General features: G+C 60.3%; 17 protein-coding genes. 13 read left to right on the top strand and 4 right to left on the bottom strand.

Annotated elements, in window-relative coordinates:
• Positions 1-254: 254 nt before the first annotated feature.
• Positions 255-560, bottom strand: a complete 306-nt coding sequence (locus AB3G88_RS06685; RefSeq protein ID WP_112193908.1) for a DUF2288 domain-containing protein — start codon at positions 558-560, stop codon at positions 255-257.
• 341 nt (positions 561-901) lie between these two features.
• On the opposite strand from AB3G88_RS06685, the gene AB3G88_RS06680 reads away from it, so the two are divergent.
• From AB3G88_RS06680 to AB3G88_RS06640, 9 genes are all read left to right on the top strand, one after another.
• Entirely contained in the window at positions 902-2,029 is a 1,128-nt protein-coding gene (locus AB3G88_RS06680; protein WP_099583308.1) for a branched-chain amino acid ABC transporter substrate-binding protein, read from the top strand.
• A gap of 229 nt (positions 2,030-2,258) precedes the next feature.
• Entirely contained in the window at positions 2,259-3,182 is a 924-nt protein-coding gene (gene livH / locus AB3G88_RS06675; protein ID WP_025855194.1) for a high-affinity branched-chain amino acid ABC transporter permease LivH, read from the top strand.
• The gene (locus AB3G88_RS06670; protein WP_099583309.1) at positions 3,179-4,432 is read left to right on the top strand and encodes a high-affinity branched-chain amino acid ABC transporter permease LivM; all 1,254 of its coding nucleotides are present in this window, start codon (positions 3,179-3,181) and stop codon (positions 4,430-4,432) included. The genes livH and AB3G88_RS06670 overlap by 4 nt, the downstream gene beginning before the upstream one ends.
• Entirely contained in the window at positions 4,429-5,196 is a 768-nt protein-coding gene (gene livG / locus AB3G88_RS06665) for a high-affinity branched-chain amino acid ABC transporter ATP-binding protein LivG (RefSeq protein WP_099583310.1), read from the top strand. The genes AB3G88_RS06670 and livG overlap by 4 nt, the downstream gene beginning before the upstream one ends.
• A gap of 1 nt (position 5,197) precedes the next feature.
• Positions 5,198-5,899, top strand: a complete 702-nt coding sequence (locus AB3G88_RS06660; protein WP_078731918.1) for an ABC transporter ATP-binding protein — start codon at positions 5,198-5,200, stop codon at positions 5,897-5,899.
• Positions 5,900-6,080: 181 nt separating this feature from the next.
• Positions 6,081-6,377 (top strand): BufA1 family periplasmic bufferin-type metallophore, encoded by a 297-nt coding sequence (locus tag AB3G88_RS06655; protein ID WP_112193901.1) that lies wholly within the window; start codon positions 6,081-6,083, stop codon positions 6,375-6,377.
• A gap of 23 nt (positions 6,378-6,400) precedes the next feature.
• Positions 6,401-7,279: an MNIO family bufferin maturase gene (bufB, locus tag AB3G88_RS06650; RefSeq protein WP_480453507.1), complete on the top strand. Its 879-nt coding sequence runs from the start codon at positions 6,401-6,403 to the stop codon at positions 7,277-7,279.
• Positions 7,276-8,052 (top strand): HvfC/BufC family peptide modification chaperone, encoded by a 777-nt coding sequence (locus tag AB3G88_RS06645; RefSeq protein WP_400525460.1) that lies wholly within the window; start codon positions 7,276-7,278, stop codon positions 8,050-8,052. The genes bufB and AB3G88_RS06645 overlap by 4 nt, the downstream gene beginning before the upstream one ends.
• Positions 8,049-8,534, top strand: coding sequence for a DoxX family protein (locus AB3G88_RS06640; protein WP_099583314.1), 486 nt, complete (start codon positions 8,049-8,051; stop codon positions 8,532-8,534). Before AB3G88_RS06645 ends, AB3G88_RS06640 begins: the two co-directional genes overlap by 4 nt.
• On the opposite strand, the gene AB3G88_RS06635 is transcribed toward AB3G88_RS06640, so the two are convergent.
• A complete protein-coding gene (locus AB3G88_RS06635) occupies positions 8,531-9,439 on the bottom strand; it encodes a LysR family transcriptional regulator (RefSeq protein WP_480453506.1) in 909 nt (302 codons plus the stop codon). The genes AB3G88_RS06640 and AB3G88_RS06635 overlap by 4 nt on opposite strands.
• A gap of 103 nt (positions 9,440-9,542) precedes the next feature.
• Here AB3G88_RS06635 and AB3G88_RS06630 point away from each other — a divergent pair, with 103 nt between their 5' ends.
• From AB3G88_RS06630 to AB3G88_RS06620, 3 genes are all read left to right on the top strand, one after another.
• On the top strand, positions 9,543-10,142 hold the full coding sequence (locus AB3G88_RS06630) for a short chain dehydrogenase (RefSeq protein ID WP_112193895.1): 600 nt from the start codon (positions 9,543-9,545) through the stop codon (positions 10,140-10,142).
• A 95-nt stretch (positions 10,143-10,237) separates the two neighbouring features.
• A complete protein-coding gene (locus tag AB3G88_RS06625) occupies positions 10,238-10,909 on the top strand; it encodes a COG3650 family protein (protein WP_112193893.1) in 672 nt (223 codons plus the stop codon).
• Positions 10,910-11,014: 105 nt separating this feature from the next.
• A complete protein-coding gene (locus AB3G88_RS06620; protein WP_099583318.1) occupies positions 11,015-12,628 on the top strand; it encodes an NAD(P)/FAD-dependent oxidoreductase in 1,614 nt (537 codons plus the stop codon).
• A 62-nt stretch (positions 12,629-12,690) separates the two neighbouring features.
• Here AB3G88_RS06620 and AB3G88_RS06615 read toward each other — a convergent pair whose 3' ends face one another.
• On the bottom strand, positions 12,691-13,785 hold the full coding sequence (locus AB3G88_RS06615) for a PLP-dependent cysteine synthase family protein (RefSeq protein WP_112193892.1): 1,095 nt from the start codon (positions 13,783-13,785) through the stop codon (positions 12,691-12,693).
• Positions 13,786-14,001: 216 nt separating this feature from the next.
• On the opposite strand from AB3G88_RS06615, the gene nhaA reads away from it, so the two are divergent.
• Entirely contained in the window at positions 14,002-15,177 is a 1,176-nt protein-coding gene (nhaA, locus tag AB3G88_RS06610) for a Na+/H+ antiporter NhaA (protein ID WP_099583320.1), read from the top strand.
• Positions 15,178-15,252: 75 nt separating this feature from the next.
• Here the strand turns inward: nhaA and AB3G88_RS06605 are convergent, their stop codons facing one another.
• Positions 15,253-15,717, bottom strand: a complete 465-nt coding sequence (locus AB3G88_RS06605; RefSeq protein ID WP_003189251.1) for an outer membrane lipoprotein — start codon at positions 15,715-15,717, stop codon at positions 15,253-15,255.
• Between the last annotated feature and the right edge of the window lie 187 nt (positions 15,718-15,904).

Here is a 15,904-nt window from a genome sequence, read left to right as displayed (position 1 = left end):
TAGCTCCGGGTAACAAGCGGCGAACTTTACCGGAATTCACCGCTTCCTACGGAATGTTCTGACCTCCGACTTCCATCTATTAACACCGAGAAACAATTCTCCCAGCCGTTCGCCCACGGGAAAACTGTTCCCATGACGCGCACGTCACCCTGAGCTGTGACCTTTCTTCACGGCAACATGCCATCACGTCGATTGCGGTTACTCGGCTACACACTTTTGCAGCGGGATTACGCGCACCGTTTTGGTGCCAACAGCTATTGCGCCGCCCTTTCCTGGATCAGTATCCACGGCGAAACCACCACCGCCCACAAGCCAGGGTCACGCGCCACAAGGTCCAATGCCCGCGTTGCAGACACTTCGCCCAGGCTGCCCGAGGCCAGCCAGGCAGCGACTTTGTCACGGTTGTCCTCGGCCATTCCCTCGGCGGCTTCGATCAAATCCAGATCGGCGTCGACCCACAATAGGGCACCCTTGGCGAAGAACGGCTCAAGCTCCTTCCAGGAAATTTCGGCCGTTTCACCGAGCAGCTTGGCATAGAGGGTGCTAGGTTCTTGCGTCATGGGAATTCACCTTGGGAAAAAATCGGCGCAATCATAACGTCGCGGCCAAGCTAGAAAAACCCAGTTGCAAATGAGTCATCGATAGAAAGTGTCAGGAAAGCCAAGGATTGCCCGAAACTCTGGCATCACCCCGCCGCAATTCTGTCTTTTTCTTTCATTAAAGCGACACACCCGGCTTTTGCCCCCAGCAGCCAGCTTTTCAAGCGATGAATCGGCGCTCTACACTGTACCGGTACAGTTGCCAGGGCACTGCCGGGGGGATATCCGAGATATCTGATCCGGTTCTGCAGCTCACAAGGCCGCTAGAACTATAAAAAATACAACAGTAAGAGTGGAGCACTATGAATAAGGCTACTAAGCAGATTTCCAAACTGTTTGCCGCTATGGTCCTGGCTGGGGTTGCCGGCCATTCGTTCGCAGCTGACACCATCAAGATCGGCATCGCCGGTCCGAAGACGGGTCCTGTAACGCAATACGGCGACATGCAATTCATGGGTGCCAAGCAGGCAATCGCCGACATCAACGCCAAAGGCGGCGTCGACGGCAAAATGCTTGAAGCCAAGGAATACGACGACGCTTGCGATCCTAAACAAGCCGTGGCCGTGGCCAACAAAGTGGTCAACGACGGCGTCAAGTTCGTGGTCGGTCACCTCTGCTCCAGCTCCACTCAGCCAGCGTCCGACATCTATGAAGACGAAGGCGTGATCATGATCACCCCGGCGGCCACCAGCCCGGAAATCACTTCCCGTGGCTATAAGCTGGTGTTCCGCACCATCGGCCTGGACAGCGCCCAAGGCCCGGCGGCCGGCAACTACATTGCCGACCACGTGAAGCCAAAAGTCGTTGCAGTCATCCACGACAAGCAGCAATACGGTGAAGGCATCGCCACCGCCGTTAAACAGACTCTCGAGAAGAAAGGCGTGAAAGTTGCCCTCTTCGAAGGTATCAACGCTGGCGACAAGGACTTCGGCTCGCTGATCCAGAAGCTCAAGCAAGCCAACGTCGACTTCGTCTACTACGGTGGCTACCACCCTGAGCTGGGCCTGATCCTGCGCCAAGCCAAGGAAAAAGGCGTGAACGCCAAGTTCATGGGCCCTGAAGGCGTCGGCAACGACTCCATCTCGCAAATCGCCCAGAACGCTTCCGAAGGTCTGCTGGTGACCCTGCCGAAGTCTTTCGACACCGATCCAGCCAACAAGGCCATTGTTGAAGAGTTCACCAAGAACAAGCAGGACCCAACCGGTCCGTTCGTGTTCCCGGCCTACTCGGCTGTTGAAGTGATCGCTGGTGGTATCGCCGCCGCGAAGAGCGATGACACCGCCAAAGTGGCTGCTGCCATCCACGCAGGCACCTTCAAGACCCCTACCGGCGAGCTGAGCTTCGACGCCAAGGGCGACCTGAAGGACTTCAAGTTCGTGGTCTACGAATGGCACTTCGGCAAACCTAAAACCGAAGTTTCCCCTCAGTAAGCCAGGCGTTACTGGTCCAACAAGCCCACTGTGAGAGCAGTGGGCTTTGTTTTACGAGGTTTATGGGCCTGTCACCCGCGATCCGGGCGCTGGCTCACCTGAAAATCTTAAAACCGTCACCAGCGGTTCGCTGGCAAACGCTTTGTGCAAATGTGCTCACAGAACACAGCACAGGGCCGGAACATGACTCCACCAGTGAAATGCGTATCGGGTTTTTAGGAGCGCTGTAATGCCTGAGATCTATCATTTTTTCCAAACGCTGGTTAACGGTATGACCGTTGGCAGCACCTATGCCTTGATAGCCATTGGCTACACAATGGTTTACGGCATCATTGGAATGATCAACTTCGCCCATGGCGAGGTGTACATGATTGGTTCCTACGTGGCCTTCATCGCCCTTGCCGGGCTGGCCATGATGGGTATCCACTCCCTGCCGCTGTTGATGACCGCTGCGTTCCTCGCGTCGATCATCGTGACCAGTGCCTATGGCTACAGTATCGAGCGTGTTGCCTACCGTCCCTTGCGTGGCAGCAACCGCCTGATCCCGCTGATTTCCGCCATCGGCATGTCGATTTTCCTGCAGAACACCGTACTGCTGTCCCAGGATTCCAAGGACAAGTCCATTCCCAACCTGATCCCGGGGAGCTTCTCCTTCGGCCCGGGTGGCGCACAAGAAGTGCTGATTTCGTACATGCAGGTCCTGGTTTTCGTCGTCACCCTGGTGGCGATGCTGGGCTTGACCCTGTTCATCTCCCGCTCCCGTCTGGGGCGCGCCTGCCGGGCCTGCGCCGAAGACATCAAGATGGCCAACCTGCTGGGCATCAACACCAACAACATCATCGCCCTGACCTTCGTGATCGGTGCCGCGCTGGCCGCTGTTGCGGCGGTGCTGCTGAGCATGCAGTACGGCGTGATCAACCCCAACGCCGGTTTCCTGGTAGGGCTCAAGGCCTTTACCGCGGCGGTATTGGGCGGCATCGGCAGTATCCCGGGCGCGATGCTCGGCGGGCTGGTGCTGGGTGTGGCCGAGGCGTTTGGTGCCGATATCTTCGGCGACCAATACAAGGACGTCGTCGCGTTCGGCCTGTTGGTTCTGGTGCTGTTGTTCCGTCCGACCGGCATCCTGGGCCGTCCGGAGGTTGAGAAAGTATGAGCAGATATCTTAAATCGGCGTTTTTCAGCGCCTTGCTGGTATGGGCCGTGGCCTTTCCGGTACTCGGCCTCAAGCTGAGCATTGTCGGCATCAACCTGGAAGTGCATGGCACCGGTCCCGTGACCCTGACCATCATTGCCCTGTGCTCGGTGCTGATGTTCCTGCGCGTGCTGTTCAGCGATCAGGTCGGTGCCTTGCTCAAGCGCAACCGCGGCCCGTTGGTATCGCCCAAGGTCAGCCAATTCCTGACCCTGCCGCGCACCCAGCGCTACATCATCATCGGCCTGATCGTGGCCGCGTTGATCTGGCCGTTCTTCGGCTCGCGCGGGGCGGTGGATATCGCTACCCTGATCCTGATCTACGTGCTGCTGGGCCTGGGCCTGAACATCGTGGTGGGCCTCGCCGGCCTGCTCGATCTGGGCTATGTGGGCTTCTACGCCGTGGGTGCCTACACCTACGCGCTGCTCTCGCACTACCTGGGCTGGAGTTTCTGGATCTGCCTGCCGCTGGCCGGCATGGCGGCGGCCACGTTCGGCTTCCTGCTGGGCTTCCCGGTGCTGCGCCTGCGCGGTGACTACCTGGCCATCGTGACGTTGGGCTTCGGGGAAATCATCCGCCTGTTCCTGCGTAACCTCACGGACATCACCGGCGGCCCCAACGGCATCAGCAGCATCCCCAAGCCAACGTTCTTCGGGCTGTCATTCGACCGCACCGCCGCCGAGGGCATGCAGACTTTCCACGAGTACTTCGGGATTGCCTACAACCCGGTGAGCAAAGTGGTGTTCCTGTACCTGGTCGCGCTGTTGCTGGCGCTGGCAGCACTGTTCGTGATCAACCGCTTGCTGCGCATGCCGATTGGCCGTGCATGGGAAGCGCTGCGCGAAGATGAGATCGCCTGCCGCGCCCTGGGCCTGAACCCGACCATCATCAAGCTCTCCGCCTTCACCCTCGGTGCCGCGTTCGCCGGTTTCGCCGGCAGCTTCTTTGCTGCGCGCCAAGGCCTGGTCACCCCGGAGTCGTTCACCTTTATCGAATCGGCGATCATCCTCGCCATCGTGGTTCTGGGTGGCATGGGCTCGCAACTGGGCGTGATCCTGGCGGCAATCGTAATGATCCTGCTGCCGGAAATGATGCGTGAGTTCAGCGAATACCGCATGTTGATGTTCGGCGCCATGATGGTGCTGATGATGATCTGGCGCCCTCAAGGCCTGCTGCCCATGCAACGTCCACACATGGAGCTGCGCAAATGAGCCGCGAGATCCTGAAAGTCGAAAATCTGAGCATGCGCTTTGGCGGTTTGCTGGCGGTCAACGGCGTGGCCCTGACCGTCAAGGAGAAACAGGTAGTGGCATTGATCGGCCCCAACGGCGCCGGCAAGACCACAGTGTTCAACTGCCTCACCGGCTTCTACAAGCCGAGCGGTGGCAGCATCCTGCTGGACGGTCAGCCGATCCAGGGTTTGGCCGGCCACGAGATCGCCCGCAAGGGCGTGGTGCGTACCTTCCAGAACGTGCGGTTGTTCAAGGACATGACGGCGGTCGAGAACCTGTTGATCGCCCAACACCGTCACCTGAACACCAACTTCTTTGCAGGCCTGTTCAAGACCCCGGCGTTCCGCAAAAGCGAGCGCGAGGCCATGGAGTATGCGGAGTACTGGCTGGACAAGGTCAACTTGACCGAGTTCGCCAACCGCCCTGCCGGCACCCTGGCCTATGGTCAGCAACGTCGCCTGGAAATCGCCCGCTGCATGATGACCCGCCCGCGGATCCTCATGCTCGACGAACCAGCGGCCGGCCTGAACCCCAGGGAAACCGAAGACCTCAAGGCGCTGATTGGCGTGCTGCGTGAGGAAAACAATGCCACGGTGCTGTTGATCGAACACGACATGAAACTGGTCATGAGCATTTCCGACCACATCGTGGTGATCAACCAGGGCACGCCGCTGGCCGACGGGACGCCGGAGCAGATCCGCGACAATCCTGAAGTGATCAAAGCCTATTTGGGGGAAGCGTAAAATGCTGCAATTCGAAAACGTTTCCACTTTCTACGGCAAGATCCAGGCCCTGCACAGCGTCAATGTGGAAGTGCGCCAGGGTGAAATCGTGACCCTGATCGGCGCCAACGGCGCCGGCAAGTCCACCTTGCTGATGACCTTGTGCGGTTCACCCCAGGCCCACAGCGGCAGCATCCGCTACATGGGTGAAGAGCTGGTGGGCCAGGAGTCGTCGCACATTATGCGCAAGAGCATCGCCGTAGTGCCGGAAGGCCGCCGCGTGTTCTCGCGCCTGACCGTCGAAGAGAACCTCGCCATGGGCGGGTTCTTCACCGACAAGGGCGACTACCAGGAGCAGATGGACAAGGTGCTGCACCTGTTTCCAAGGCTCAAGGAACGCTTCAGCCAGCGCGGCGGCACCATGTCCGGCGGCGAGCAGCAAATGCTCGCCATCGGCCGGGCGCTGATGAGCAAGCCCAAGCTGCTGCTGCTGGACGAACCGTCCCTGGGCCTGGCACCGATCATCATCCAGCAGATTTTCGACATCATCGAACAGCTGCGCAAAGACGGTGTGACCGTGTTTTTGGTGGAACAGAACGCCAACCAGGCGCTGAAAATCGCCGACCGCGCCTATGTATTGGAAAACGGTCGGGTGGTGATGCAGGGCACGGGTGAGCAGTTGCTGACCGATCCGAAGGTACGGGAGGCGTACCTGGGCGGCTAAGAGACGGTTGCTGAATAAACCGGAGCTAAATGTGGGAGGGGGCTTGCCCCCTCCCACATTTGTTTCGCGTGATCCCTGAATAATTATTTTCCATCCGCATGTAACGAACTCAGCCCTCCCCTCTCTAGTGGTGCATGCAGGCACTCAAGCCTGCCCACACGACCACTACTGGAGATACACCATGACCACCAAACTGTCCGCCTCCGCCCTCATCCTGGCCCTGGGTTCCGCCCTGAGCCTGTCCGCCCTGACCACCACCGCCCATGCCGCCGACGACATGCAGAAATGCTTCGGCGTCGCAGAAGCCGGCAAAAACGATTGCGCCGCAGGCGCGGGCACTTCTTGTGCGGGCACGTCGAAAACCAAGGATCAGGCCAACGCCTGGAAACTGGTCCCCGCCGGCACCTGCACCCAAACCCCAAGCTCTACCTCGCCGACCGGCTTCGGCCAGGAAGCGGCCTTCACCGCCAAGTCCTGAAACCCTGCATAGCCTGAGTACGGATGATGACGCTTTCCACTCTGCACAAGGTCTCAACGGCTCAGGCACCCGGCCTTCCTTCCAGGGCCGGGCTGGGGCTCAAGAGCGAGCACTTCAACGAGGTGCTCCAGACCCTTCCCGATATCGGTTTTTTTGAAGTGCACGCCGAGAACTACATGGTCGCCGGCGGCCCTTTCCATCATTACCTGGGGTTGATTCGCCAACAGTACCCGCTGTCGCTGCATGGCGTGGGCCTGTCCATCGGCGGCGAAGGCCCGCTCAACCGTGAGCACCTGGCACGGCTTGCGGCGCTGATCGAACGCTACCAACCCCACTCTTTTTCCGAACACCTGGCCTGGTCCAGCCACGGCCCGGTGTTTCTCAATGACTTGCTGCCCCTGGCCTACGACGCCAGCACCCTGAACCGGGTCTGCGAACACGTCGATCAGGTGCAGAGCGCCCTCAAGCGGCCGATGTTGCTGGAGAATCCATCGACCTACCTGCAGTTCGAGCGCTCCACCCTGGACGAGACCGACTTCATCAGCGAGATCATCCGCCGTACCGGCTGCGGCTTGCTGTTGGACGTGAACAACGTCTACGTGTCATGTATCAATCACCAACGCAGCCCGCTGGCCTACATCGACGCCCTGCCGTTGCACGCCGTGGGCGAGATTCATCTGGCAGGTTTTGCCGAAGACACCGACAGCCTGGGTGATCGCCTGCTGATAGATGACCACGGTGCCCCCATCGACAACAGGGTATGGCAGCTTTACGAGCAGGTGCTCACACGCACGGGCCCGGTCGCCACCCTGATTGAGCGTGACAACCAAGTGCCTGCCTTCAACGTGTTGCACGCTGAAGCCCATCAGGCCGAACGCTATTTATCCCAGGTCCGCCCATGAGCCTTCACGACGCATTCACCAGCGCCTTGCTGGCGCCCGATCAGCCCTGCCCGGACGGCCTGTTCAGCAGTAACGGCGCCGACCCGGCCAGTCGTTTTGCGGTGTATCGCAACAATGTCCACAGTGCACTGATCAATGCACTGGCCACGGCGTACCCCGTAACGGTGCGCCTGGTAGGTGATGATTTTTTCCGCGCAATGGCCAGCGTTTACGTCCAGGCTTCACCACCCGACAGCCCGTTGATGAGCGACTACGGCAGCACATTTGCCGACTTCATCCAGGGTTTCGAACCCGCCGCCAGCGTGCCTTACCTGGCCGATATGGCCCGCTTGGAACGCCTGCGGGTTCGTGCCTATCACGCAGCGGATACGCCGTCGGTGAATCAGCAGGTCGTACTACAACACCTGCAGGCCCAAACGGCGCTGGGCGCATTACGCCTGCAACTGCACCCATCCCTCGCCACGTTGAACTGCGCCTACGCGGTGGTCGCAGTTTGGGCGGCGCACCAGACCGAGGGCGCCCTGGCCAGCCTTGATCCCTGGCAGGCACAAAGTGCACTGGTGCTGCGCCACGGACTGAGCGTCAAGGTCTTCGCCATCGACGGCGGCTCGGTCGCGTTTATCAATAGCCTGAACCACGGCGCTGCATTGGAAACGGCCGTGGCAGACGCCCTTGAAGCCTGCGCCGAATTTGACCTGCACCAATGTCTGTCACTGCTGATCAACCACGACGCCATCACTCACCTGCTCCCAGAACAAAAGGTATCGCCATGAACACCACCCCTTCGTGCCTCATCAGACGGGCCATCGCGCTTTTCGAGAAAATCCCCTACAGCCTGATCGCGTTTATTGCGCGGTTTTCCATTGCAGCCGTGTTCTGGAAATCCGGGCAAACCAAGGTCGAAGGTTTCGCGATCGACCTGATCAGCGGCACGTTCCAGCTGGGCGAACCGAAACTCGCCGCGTCGACATTGCCGCTGTTTCGCAGTGAGTACCACGTGCCGTTGTTGTCGCCGGAAGTGGCCGCGCACATGGCGGCGTTTGCCGAGCACTTTTTCCCGGTGCTGATATTGGTGGGGTTCGCCACGCGGTTCTCGGCCCTGGCCTTGATCGGCATGACGTTGGTTATTCAGCTGTTTGTGTACCCGGACGCCTACCCTACCCACGGCACTTGGCTTGCCTTGTTGTTGCTGTTGGTTGCCAAGGGTCCAGGCTGTTTTTCCATCGACCACTTGATTGCCCGCCGCTCCCGTTAAAGCCGATCCAGCGCCTCGCCGCTGCGCTTGAACCAGTCCACCAAGTAGTCAGCCAGTATCTGGGTACGCCTGGGCAGGCCACCTTGATAAGGGTGAACCAGGTACATCGGCAGGCTTCGCGTCTGGTAATCGCGCAGGAGCCAGCGCAATCGGCCGTCAGCCAATTCCGAGTGCAGTACGTAGGACGGCAGCCGGGCGATTCCGGCACCGACCAGCGCGGCCTTCTTCAACAGGTTGTAGTGGTTGGACGCGAACGTGCCACTCACCCTGACCCGCAACAACTCGTGCTGCTGGTGATACAGCCATTCCTCACGACCGCTGTAGTGGCTATTGAGCAAGCAGGTATGCGCCGCAAGATCCGCCGGGGTCAGTGGTTCGCCGTGCTGTTCCAGATAGGCGGGGCTGGCGCAGGTCATCTCATGCCAGGCCAGCAAAGGTTTGGCCACCAGACGCTCGTTTTCGATCGCCCCCGAACGCACCCCCAAGTCAAAACCGTCCCGCGCCAGGTCTCGGTAGCTGTTGTTGAGCTCAAGCTCGATCTGCACCTGGGGGTACTGCCTGGAAAACTCCAGCAACAAGCCATCGAAGAAGGTTTCGCCTAATGAAACGGGAACGGTCATACGCACCGGCCCGGCCAGATCGTCCTTGAGCCGCGCCAATGCCTGACGCGCACGTTCTACTTGCACCACCAATGCCTGGGCCTGCGGCAGCAACGCCGCGCCAGCGGCCGTCAGGCTGAGCTTGCGTGTGGTGCGGTGCAACAACACAACGGAAAACTGTGCCTCCAACTGGGAGATGCGCTTGGACAACTGGCCTTTGCTGCAGCCCAGCTGTTCGGCCGCCACGGTAAAGCTGCCCGCTTCGATCAGTACGGCAAAGGCCGCCAGGTCATCCATCTCGCTCATGGATTGTTTCCATTTGAAAACCAAAGGTTGCCTATTAGCACGTTTATCCGCTTGAAAAGCCACTCTAGACTGAACCTTCACTTACCCCTGGAGGAACTGCACCATGAAAATCCTATTGATTGGCGCCAGCGGCACCGTCGGTTCAGCCATTAAGGCCGAACTGGCGCAGCGTCATGACGTGATCAGCATCGGCCGCAGCAGCGGCGACTTCCAGGTGGATATCAGCGACAGTGCCTCGATCCGCACGCTGTTCGAGCAGACCGGCAAGTTCGACGCCCTGGTCTGTGCCGCTGGCAGTGTGAATTTTGTGGCGCTGGGGGACATGAGCGAAAGCGACTTTGAACTGGGCCTGCGTGACAAGCTGATGGGCCAGGTCAACCTGCTGCTGATTGGCCGTGAATACGCCAACGACGCAGGCTCGTTCACCTTCACCAGCGGCATTCTCAACCGCGATCCGATTCGTACCGGCGCCTCGGCCGCATTGGTCAACGGTGCAATCGACGCCTTTGTGAAGGCCGCCGCCATTGAATTGCCCCGGGGCCTGCGGATCAACTCCGTCAGCCCCACGGTACTGGTGGAAGCCATGGGCAGCTACGCGCCGTATTTCCGTGGCTATAAACCGGCTCCGGGCGCTGATGTGGCATTGGCCTACGCAAAAAGCGTGGAAGGCTTGCAGACCGGCCAGACCTTTATCGTAGGCTGAATTCTACGCCTGTCAGAAATGGCTGAAGCTGGCGGCCGGGCTTGTGATGCATCGCCAGCCTGCGTAACGTGGCGGCACTTGTCTGGAGACCCCTTATGCGTGCCGTCCGTAACCTCGCCCTGTTTGCCTTGCTTCCCCTGTTCGCCGCTTGCCAGATGTTCGAAAGCGAGCCGGCGAAGCCCTCTCTCGCGGGGCTGACCCGCATGCAGGGGGAACTCACAGCCGTCGGTGGCAAGCTCTTGTTCCAGCCGTGCAACGACAAACGCAACTATGTGATCAACGACACCGGTGGCACCAGCATCCTGCAGGAAGCGGCCTCCCTGGCCGGTCAGCAGGGTGCATTGTTTGCCGACCTGCGCGGCAAGTTCTCCGGCGTTGCCAGCGGCACTCAGGGCAGCGTGGACCTGCAACAACTCTATCGCGTAGAACGCTCGACCGCCGCCTGCGACGACCCGGACTTCAAGCGCATGACCCTGCGCGCCAACGGCCACAAGCCCGCCTGGGCGATGAACGTCACCGCCAAGGGCATGGTGCTTGAGCGCGAAGGCCAGCCGCCACTGGCAGTGCCGTATGTAGAGGAGCAGATCGGTGACGGTCGCTTCAACCTGATGACCGAAGCCAACAACCAGCACGTCGAGCTGTGGGTGGCCCCGCAACGCTGCGTGGACAGCGTCAGTGGCAGCCTGCAACACATGACCGCTGAATTGCGGATCAACGGTCAAGTCCAGCGTGGCTGCGCGGCTTTCGGTGGTTCGCGGGACGATTGATCGCATCCTGCGCTTTTTAGCATGACGGGAAACCACGGTTGGGGCTTATAATCGCCGGTTTGCAAAACCGCCGGCCTCACCGAACGCCGCACACCGGATCCTGTCATGTTACGAATCACCGAACTCAAGCTGCCCATCGACCATCCCGAAGAAGACCTGCGGCCTGCCATCTTGCAGCGCCTGGGCATCGCCAGTGATGACCTGCTCGATTTCACCCTGTTCAAACGCAGCTACGACGCCCGTAAGAAGACGTCGGAGCTGTGCTTCATTTACACCATCGACCTGGACGTGAAGGGTGAAGCCGCCCTCCTGCTCAAGTTTGCCGATGACCGCAACGTCAACCCGGCGCCGGACATCAGCTACAAGGTTGTCGGCCAGGCCCCCGAAGGTTTGGTTGAGCGGCCGATCGTCGTCGGTTTTGGCCCGTGCGGCATCTTCGCCGGGCTGCTGCTGGCGCAAATGGGCTTCAAGCCGATCATCCTCGAACGCGGCAAGGAAGTGCGCCAGCGCACCAAGGACACCTGGGGCCTGTGGCGCAAAAGCGTGCTCAACCCCGAGTCCAACGTGCAGTTTGGTGAAGGCGGCGCCGGCACCTTTTCCGACGGCAAACTCTATAGCCAGATCAAGGATCCGAAATTCCACGGCCGCAAAGTGCTGCACGAATTCGTCAAGGCCGGCGCGCCGGAAGAAATTCTCTACGTCAGCAAACCGCATATCGGTACGTTCCGCCTGACCGGCGTGGTGGAAAACATGCGCGAGCAGATCATCGCCCTCGGCGGTGAAGTGCGCTTTGAACAACGTGTGACGGACGTGTTGATCGAAGACGGCCAACTGAACGGCGTGGTGGTGGATGGCGGCGAGCAGATCCTGTCCAGGCACGTGATCCTGGCCCTGGGCCATAGCGCCCGCGACACCTTCCGCATGCTCCACGGCCGCGGCGTGTACATGGAAGCCAAGCCGTTCTCGGTGGGTTTTCGCATCGAGCACCCGCAGTCGCTGATCGACGCTGCGCGGCTGGGCAAATACGCCGGGCACCCGAAGCTGGGCGCCGCCGATTACAAACTGGTGCACCACGCGAAGAATGGCCGCTCGGTCTACAGCTTCTGCATGTGCCCCGGCGGCACCGTGGTGGCAGCCACCTCCGAGCCGAACCGCGTCGTGACCAACGGCATGAGCCAGTACTCGCGTAACGAGCGCAATGCCAACTCCGGCATCGTGGTGGGGATCACGCCGGAAGTGGATTACCCAGGTGGCCCACTCGCGGGTATCGAGTTGCAGGAACGCCTGGAATCCCACGCCTACATCCTCGGCGGCAGCAACTACGAGGCGCCGGCGCAGCTGGTGGGTGATTTCATCGCCGGCAAGCCGTCCACCGCCATCGGCAGTGTGGAACCGTCCTACAAACCGGGCGTGTCCTTGGGCGATCTCGCACTGGCGCTGCCGGAATTTGCTATTGAAGCTATCCGCGAAGCGTTGCCAGCCTTTGAAAAGCAGATCAAGGGCTACTCGTTGCACGACGCCGTCTTGACCGGCATCGAAACCCGCACCTCATCACCGCTGCGGATTACCCGTGACGAATCGATGCAGAGCTTGAATGTGAAGGGTCTGTTCCCGGCCGGCGAAGGCGCCGGTTATGCCGGTGGGATTCTGTCGGCAGGCGTTGATGGGATTCGGATCGCCGAAGCGTTAGCGCGGGATATGCTCGGCATCCAGGCCTGAGAACAGCGCAAATTGAATGTGGGAGGGGTAAGCCCCTCTTCCACATTCGGGTCAGCGTCGGGTCAGATATTTGCGCGCAAGACGCTGGCCGGCAACGGTTCGCCCCGCTCCACACTGGCCGCAACGGCCGCCATCAACCCGTCCAACTCATACCCCTGCCCTGCCAGCCATGCCTGGTCGTAATAGGTCGTGGCGTATCGCTCCCCGCCGTCGCACAAGATCGCCACGATAGAACCCGACTCCCCCGCAGCCTTCATCTGCTGCGCCGCCATCAGTGCACCCACCAGGTTGGTCCCGCTGGAACCACCGACTCGCCGACCCAGCCGCTCGGCCAGGTAATGCATGGCTGCCAGTGACAGCGCATCCGGGACCTTGACCATCGCATCGATCACCTTCGGCAAAAACGACGCCTCGACCCGTGGCCGGCCAATGCCTTCGATGCGCGAACCGCAATCGAGGCGCAGGCTCGCATCACCCGTCTGGTAATAGTCAAAAAACACTGAACGCTCGGCATCGGCGCACAGCACGCGGGTGCAGTGCTGGCGATAGCGCACGTAGCGGCCCAGTGTCGCCGTGGTGCCGCCGGTGCCGGGGCTGGAAATCAGCCAGCTCGGCTCGGGATGCTGCTCAAAGCGCATCTGCTGGAAGATCGACTCGGCGATGTTGTTGTTCGCGCGCCAGTCAGTAGCGCGTTCGGCATAGGTGAACTGATCCATGAAGTGGCCGCCACTTTCCTGCGCAAGGCGTTCGGATTCGGCGTAAATCTGCGTCGGATCCTGCACCAAATGGCTCTTGCCGCCATAGAAAGCAATCTGCGCGATTTTTTCCTGGGAGGTAGTGGCGGGCATCACCGCGATAAACGGCAGGCCCAGCAGCCGTGCGAAGTAAGCTTCGGAGATCGCCGTGGAACCGCTGGAGGCCTCGATCACCGGTGCTCCGGGCTTGAGCCAGCCGTTGCACAGCGCATACAGAAACAGCGAGCGGGCCAGCCGGTGTTTCAGGCTGCCGGTGGGATGGCTCGACTCGTCCTTGAAGTACAACTCGATACCGGGCAACCCCGGCAGCGGCAAGGGGATCAGATGGGTGTCAGCGCTGCGCTGGAAGTCTGCTTCGATGATACGAATGGCTTCGCGAGCCCAGGGACGATGGTCACTCATGGTGGGTTTCTCTAAGGATTTCCAGGCCAATATTAGGATCTTTCCTACACTCGACACAGATACAGTAACGACTCAATTGGACACACAATTCCCGGCCCCTGACGCAACGCTGAACCCGTCCATTGCTTATAACAAATAAGAATATAACTTTTGTTTTAACAACTAACGGTACGGGTTAGGGTACCCACCTATTGAATCCGGATTGGAGAGCATCCCTTGGCTCTGCGTAGCACTTTCACCCGTTTCTTCCAGCTGGAAGCCGCCAGCGGTCTGTTGTTGATCGCCGCTGCGGCCCTGGCACTGATCATCAACAACTCACCGTTGTCGCACCTGTACGGCGCATTTCTCGACGTGCCCGTGGTGGCGCAGATCGGCGCGTTGAAAATCGACAAGCCGGCCTTGTTGTGGATCAACGATGGCCTGATGGCGCTGTTCTTCCTGTTGATCGGCCTGGAGGTCAAGCGCGAGCTGCTTGACGGCCATCTGTCCAAGCCATCGCAAGTGGTACTGCCCGGCGCTGCTGCCATCGGCGGTATGGTGGTGCCGGCGCTGATCTACTGGGCGATCAACAAGGACTTCCCGAGCGCCCTCTCGGGCTGGGCGATCCCGATGGCCACCGACATTGCCTTCGCCCTGGGCGTGTTGGCGCTGCTGGGCAAACGCGTGCCGGTGTCGCTGAAGCTGTTCCTGATGACACTGGCCATCATCGATGACCTCGGTGCAATCATCGTGATCGCTGTGTTCTATTCCGCCGATTTGTCCGGCGCAGCGCTGGCAGGCGCAGGCGCGTGCCTGGTGGCCTTGATCGCGATGAACCGCCTCGGCGTGATCAAGCTCTGGGCCTACCTGATCGTCGGCCTGATCCTGTGGGTCTGTGTACTCAAGAGTGGCGTGCACGCCACGCTGGCCGGCGTGACCCTGGCGTTCTGCATCCCGATGCGTACCAAGAACGCCGAACCCTCGCCGCTGCTGACCCTCGAACACGCCCTGCACCCGTGGGTGGCTTACGGCATCCTGCCGCTGTTCGCCTTTGCCAACGCCGGCGTATCCCTCACCGGTGTCAGCCTGGAAAGCTTCACCCATCACGTGCCCATGGGTATTGCCGCGGGCCTGTTGATCGGCAAGACCGTCGGTGTGTTCGGCCTCACCTGGCTGGCCATCAAGACCGGCCTCGCAGCACTGCCAAGTGGTGCGAGCTGGGGCCAAGTCTTTGGTGTGGCAATCCTGTGCGGCATCGGCTTCACCATGAGCCTGTTTGTCGGCTCCCTGGCGTTTGTACCAGGCGTCAGCGAGTTTGCCGGCGAGGATCGCATGGGGATTCTGACCGGGTCGATATTGGCGGCATGTATCGGGTATATGGTGACGGCGATGGCGAGTCGCAAGAAAGCCTGACCCCCCTGAACAACGCCCACAAAAAACCCCAACCGGTCACCCGGCTGGGGTTTTTCTTTGCCTGCTGCTTACTGCTTAACGGGTAACGCGGCTGGTGCCATCCACCGTCATGATCCGCACGCGGTCGCCAATGCGGAAGATTTCATTCTCCTGCACGGCCTGCACGTAGGCGCGCATGCTGCCGTCGTCTTCGCGAACGGTGATTTCCACGCCTTGGGTGCGGGTCAGGCCTTCTTCGGTAGCCGAACCCAACAGGCCGCCGGCGACTGCACCGATCACCGCAGTGACAATGCTGCCACGGCCGCCGCCGATGGCGCTGCCGCCAACACCGCCGATGACTGCGCCGGCAGCGCCGCCGATTGGGGTCTTGGTGCCTTCGATTTTCACCGGACGCAGAGATTCGATGGTGCCCATGCGCACGGTCTGTACACGACGCGCTTCATCACGGGAATACGAATCGCCGGTCAAACTTGAGGCGCAGCCACCCAGCAGCAGCGACAGGGTGGTAAAGCAGGCAACCAGTAAAACGGACTTACGCATAGCATCAACTCCAAAGGACAGGTGTTCATTAGACGCTGCGGCTTGGCGCCTGTCACGGCAAGCACCACAGAAAACTTCTTTCATTCAGCCTGAGTACAGACTGCACACACCACAAAACTCGACAAACGGTAGCTCAGTTTTTGCGCCAACAGATGTCATGACGGTTTCATCATTGTAGCCGGGCAGC

The sequence above is a fragment of the Pseudomonas arvensis genome, from assembly GCF_056688935.1.
Note: the sequence above shows the minus strand (reverse complement) of the source record. Positions and strands in the feature narration are given on the sequence as shown.